The sequence below is a fragment of the Armatimonadota bacterium genome (genome assembly GCA_029907255.1).
In the GTDB taxonomy this organism is placed as follows: domain Bacteria; phylum Armatimonadota; class UBA5829; order DTJY01; family DTJY01; genus JAIMAU01.
The window spans coordinates 1-5692 of sequence record JARYMF010000027.1; the positions used below are offsets into that span (position 1 = coordinate 1).

Consider the following 5692-nt stretch of genomic DNA (forward strand, 5'->3'; position numbering starts at 1 on the left):
CTCAAGGTAGACATTGAAGCTACATCGTGCTTCGACGTCATGCAAAGACCAGAGAAGTTTTAGTGCTAGAAGCCTAATAAAACGCCCAGGGTGGTCTCTAATAAAAGTAAGCCCCTGGCGAAACCAAAAGGCCGCCGATTCCGAAGGTTTCACCTGGTGGCCCAGTGCCCTACTTGCGATTGCCATCTCCTCTTGTTGCTGGGTCATTATTGAGGCACTGAAGCCAGCCATTGCAGAAGATACGCCATTAGCGGCTTCGTTGTTTGCCTGAGCAAAAACAATCCCGCCATTTGACGTAATGAGCACCAAGTCATTCCCGATGAAATAATTCCTCGCTGTAACAGGTGCAATCGCAAGCACAACACCAATGATAAGAGGAAAAAGTTGGCGAGTGTAAAACCTAGCCATCCGACGGCCAAAAAGCCAAAGCCATGCAATAAATAGTCCAATTGTTATTAGTGAATTCGGCCGGCAGACAGCACTCACCCCAAGTAAAATGCCTGCTCCTAGGAATCTGCCGGCGCTGGGCCGTTCAATCGCACGCATTAGAAGCAGTATAGAACACAGATTAATAGCAATCGCCAGCGTTTCAGTGAGAATTTTAGCCTCAAGGTATACAAGCGGAGCATAAAAGAGGATAAGCAACATTGCAATCAAGCCAGATAGATGGCCAAAAAGCTTTCTTCCCAAAACGTAAACAAGACAGGCATTGACTATGCCGAGGGCCGCCTGAAGGATGTATATTGGAGTAAAATTATGGCCAAAAATCTTATACAAAATCGCCAGAAAATACGGATATAGCGGTGCCATGTAGAATGGCATCGGACCATATCCCTTTCCCGCAGCAACTCGCTGAGCCCACTCGTCGTAGTAACGTGAGTCCACAATCATAATCGAATAGTAAGGGGCATTCGCCTTGTATTGCAGAAGGTAGACAACCCGAATTGCGATTGCTAGGACCACAACAAGGCTCAGCTGAACAATCTGATTGCTAGCAATGGCTGAAGAAAAAAGAGCTATTTTTGACTTGGGGCCTTTACGTTTGCTTTCAGAAGACATTCTTGCATTGTCCTCTTGCTTTTCAATTATTTGGCTCGGGCATTTTTGCACTCAGGGCTTGGAGGAATGCAGGATTCGGCTCGAACCCATACTTCTGCGCAAGGCGAACATGTTTCCATGCTTCAGCATACCGAGCTTTATGAAACAACGCAACTGCCAAGTTAAAATGCGCTTGCGAAAAGTCCGGTTTCAACTCCACTGCTTTGGTAAAATGACGCAACGCCTTGTCTTGCTCACCTTGAGCGCCGAATATATTTCCCAGGTTGAAATGCGCCTGCGCGTTATTTGGGTCGAGGCGGACGGCGCTATCAAAATGTACCTTTGCCAAGTCAAGGCGGCCTTGCTTTGCAAGTATAATACCAAGGCTATTGTGGGCATCTGCACACCTGGGGTCAGCTTGCAATGCCTTCGCAAAATGCTCTGCCGCCTCGTCCGTTCGCCCTTGCTGTTCAAGCAAAAGCCCCAAATTTAGGTGAGCCTTAGCATAATTTGGCCTCAGTCTGACCGCCTCAAGATAGTGTCTAATTGCTTCTTCGGTCTCGCCTTTTCCAGCCAGAACTACACCTAGATTATAATGAGCAGTTGCGTCATTAGGATTAGCCTCAAGGGCTTCTTCGTATTTTTGTATAGCTTCCTGTGCATTGCCGCCGCCAGCCAATGCATTAGCCAAATTGTTCCTGGCTTCCGGGAAATTGGGATCAATTCTTAGAGCCTCCCTGAAGTGGTGTATAGCTTCCTTCACGTTGCCGCGGTCGAGAAGGAGAAGCCCCAGGTTATTGTGTGCGCTTACATGCTCGGGATTTAGGCGAAGCACTTCGTTGTACTCCTCAATCGCCTCATCAGTCCTTCCAATCTTCGCCAGCGCAACACCCAGGTTATACCGAGCCATTGAATCTCTTGGCTCTACACGGACGGCCTGTCGGTAATGTTCCAACGCCTCGTCAAGTTTACCTTCAGCCTCCAAAGCAACAGCAAGTTGCCCATGTGCAACGGCATTTCTCGCTGTCACTGCGAGCGCCCGCTCGAATAGAGTGAATGTGTTTTTCCAGTATCCCAGTTGGACCGCAGTAGATATCATCAATGCAACAACTGCCAATCCAGCCGCGAATGGAAGAACGTCAGACTTAGAAAACAAAGAAACGGACGTCAGTTTACAGCCAAGGGGCAATGAGGAAGCGTTATTTCCGGTGTTGGCCGTCGGCAACCTATCACTTTGCCGAGTGCTCCCGACCAGCTCAGGCAATCCCCATGTGATAATAATGGACAAGCCAATTAGAGGAACATATGTATACCTATCAGCCATTGCCGCTCCGCCAACTTGGACAAGACCTAGGACTGGAATTAGGGTTCCGAGGTACCAAAACCAGCCAACTGGGAGGTATGGCGCCCTCCTAGCCAGCCTGAGCACAAAGAAAGTAATTCCTATCAAAACCAGCGCCGACATGATGACTTCCCATATAGGGAGACTTCGCCCTGGATGCGGATAGAACACCGAAAGCTTTGCTGGCCACAGCATTTTTCCAATATAGGCGACATAAGCCACGATTCCATTCGCTATCCGAACGCCCAACGAGAATTGAGCCAAATCCCTTACTGCACCTTCTTCCCTCTGGACGAGATATGTAACAATGCAAGATAAGGCAGACAGGACAAACAGGGGAATTTTCTCTAACACGAGTCTCCTCGCTCCGCTGGTAGGCATATCAATTAACGAGCAACGATTTAATGGAGTACGGCCAAGGGGCCAGTAATCTAATAGCAGCAGCGCGAAAGGCAATGTGACAAGCATTGGCTTTGACATTAGACCAAGCACGAAAAAAACGACTACGGGAACATAAGTTTTTATACAAGGAGATTGGACAAATCGAATATACGCCAGTATTGTAAGCAATAAAAAAGCTGTGCTCAGCACATCCTTTCTCTCTGCAATCCATGCAACTGATTCGATACGCAATGGATGAACAGCGAATAAAGCCGCAATAAATGCGCTTCGCCAAATTGCAAAGGTTGCCTTATATAAAACAAGAAACAAGAGTACTGCACTTACAGCATGCACCAATAAACTTGTGAGATGATGCCCCGCAGAATTCAATCCAAAAAACTCAACATCAACCATGTGCGAAATCCAAGTTAATGGGTGCCAATTCGCAGTGTGTGTCGTCTTGAATGCCCATGCTACGCTGGCGTATGTTAGCCCGCTCCTCACAAAAGGATTGTTGTGAATAAACTCCGGGTCATCGAGGTTTATAAACTGGTTTCTTAGCACCCGGCAGAAAGCAACCAAGGTTATGGCAAACAGAACAATGGCAATTTTCCAATGAGCAGGCCACTTAGATGACTTCTTCATTGCTTAGGCTCCGGCATTTTCTCTGAGAGCGCACGAAGAAATTGAGGATGTATTTTTCCGCCGTACTTTCGAGAAAGCTTCACTTCCTCCCAAGCACCGGCATAATTACCAACAAAATATAGCGCAACCGCCAGATTATTATGCGCCGCCGCAAGTTTAGGCACAAGCTCCAGAACTTTTCGGTATTCTTCGATGGCTTCATTATACTTCCTCTGCTTAAATAGTATGTTTGCTAATCTGTAATGAGGCACTGGATTCTCTGGCTGAATTTGAACTGCCGCGCGGTAGTGTTCAACAGCGTTGTCTAACTGTCCCAACTTTGCAAGCTCATTTGCTAAGTTAATATGAGCACTGGCGTAGGTGGGATTTATCCGTATTGCCTCCAAATAGTGCCCCAAAGCTTCATTAGTCTTCCCCAAAGAGATTAGAACCACTGCCAGGTTATTGTGCGCCTCTGCAAAATTTGGGTTAAGCCTGATGGCAGCCTCATAATGTTCAATAGCTTCCTGCAAGCGACCTTTTTGCGCTAGTGCGATTCCAAGGTTATTGTGCGCCATTGCGTATTTTGGATCAAGTTCAATTGCCCGCTGGTAATATGTCATCGCCTCATCAATTCTGCCAAGATCCGCCAACGACACACCCATATTATTGTTCAACTGGGCGTCATCAGGCCGAAGTTCCAGGCCTCTAGCATAATGTTTGATAGCCAATTCATACTTGCCTTGGGCGGCAAAACTAAGTCCCATATTGTTTTGCATTAAGTAATTGCATCTGGTACATTCAAGAGCACGAGCGAATATCGTTGTGTTATTCTTCCAATAGGTTAGCTGGAATTGCGTACATATAATCAAAGCCGCCAGGACAACTAAAGCGCAGAATGGAATAACAGTTGGATATGAGAACCTCGACCTGGTATTTTCTGCCGATAATTCGTTATTTTGACAGTAAATCACATCAGGTATTCCCCAAGCAGCTATCATAAATAGCCCAACCAGGGGAATATAAGTAAAACGATCAGCCATCCCATGAGGGCCGATTTGCACAATGCCTATCACCGGCAAAAGCGTACCCACAAACCAAAGCCACCCAACTGCTACAAATTGACGACCAGCCTTTGCAAGTAGAATCGCAAAAATCGTAAGTATTATGAGCAGTGCCGCCGAACCGATAACCTGCCAAATGGCTAGTGTGTCGCCTGGATGTGGATATAAAATTGCAAGCTTTACGGGCCAAATAGTTTTTACAATATAAGCAGAATACGAATAAAGCGCATTTGCTATTCGTACTCCAACCGGCACAAGTTCAGTGGAGCTCAATGCTCCTCCTTTTTTCTGCACAACAACCGCAAGCACACTCGAAGCCAACGCAAGCACAAAAAGTGGGATTTTTTCGACAACAAGCCTTCCAATTACCTTTGAAGGCTTTCCGAACTGCAAGTCCCGAGCGGGTCTTATACGATTTAAGGGCCAATAATCAAGAAGAAGAAGCACAAAAGGAAGGGTGACAAGCATTGGCTTTGCCATCAAACCTAATGCAAAGAAAACAACCACCGGGATGTAGGTGCTGACCTTAGGTAAAAGGGCATATCTGACATACGCCCACATCGTAAACATCCAGAAAAAAGTACTAACGACGTCCTTCCTTTCTGCAACCCATGCAACTGACTCGATATGTAACGGATGGACGGCAAAAAGAGCGGCAACTAGTGCGCTTCTCCATACTTTTTCGGTCATACGATTGAGAACGAGAAATAACAGAAGCACGTTAGCAATGTGAAAAATGACGTTTGTCAGGTGGAAGCCCATCGGCCTCAATCCATAAACCTGCATATCAAGCATATAAGAAAGCCATATCAGCGGTTGCCAGGTTGCTCTATAAATGGCAGTAAATGCCCACTTGACGCTATCGAGGGAAAGTCCTCGCAAGACCTGTGGGTTCTCCGTCACGTAGACATTATCATCCAAATTTATGAACTCGTGCCTGAGCACCTGAGCAAAAGTGGCAAACGTGCCCAGCGCTAGAAAGAAAATAATTATGAGAGTGTAGTCCAACTTCCTCTTTGAAAACTTGCCCATATCAGTTGCCTATGACCCAACCCTAAAAGATATCTCCAACCAGTCACAATCCCTTAAATCAACAGTAACTCTACGGCTCCGGCATTTTCTCCGAAAGCGCCTTCAAAAAACTTGCATCGGGAGATACTCCATATCTGCGCGATAACCTTACCTCCTCCCAAGCCTCATCATACCGTCCCTTGTAATACAACGCAACCGCTAGATTGTTGTG

At 46.5% G+C, this 5692-nt stretch carries 3 protein-coding genes; all 3 read right to left on the bottom strand.

Annotated elements, in window-relative coordinates:
- A partial coding sequence (locus tag QHH26_13600; GenBank protein MDH7482984.1) for a glycosyltransferase family 39 protein occupies positions 1 to 1059 on the bottom strand: 1059 nt, incomplete at its 3' end.
- Positions 1060 to 1081: 22 nt separating this feature from the next.
- Positions 1082 to 3406, bottom strand: coding sequence for a tetratricopeptide repeat protein (locus QHH26_13605; GenBank protein ID MDH7482985.1), 2325 nt, complete (start codon positions 3404 to 3406; stop codon positions 1082 to 1084).
- Entirely contained in the window at positions 3403 to 5481 is a 2079-nt protein-coding gene (locus tag QHH26_13610; protein MDH7482986.1) for a tetratricopeptide repeat protein, read from the bottom strand. Before QHH26_13610 ends, QHH26_13605 begins: the two co-directional genes overlap by 4 nt.
- Positions 5482 to 5692: the final 211 nt, after the last annotated feature.

Coding starts and splice junctions, on each gene's coding strand:
- QHH26_13605 (MDH7482985.1), bottom strand. CDS start 3,406: ATGAAGAAGTCATCTAAGTGGCCTGCTCATTGGAAAATTGCCATTGTT.
- QHH26_13610 (MDH7482986.1), bottom strand. CDS start 5,481: ATGGGCAAGTTTTCAAAGAGGAAGTTGGACTACACTCTCATAATTATT.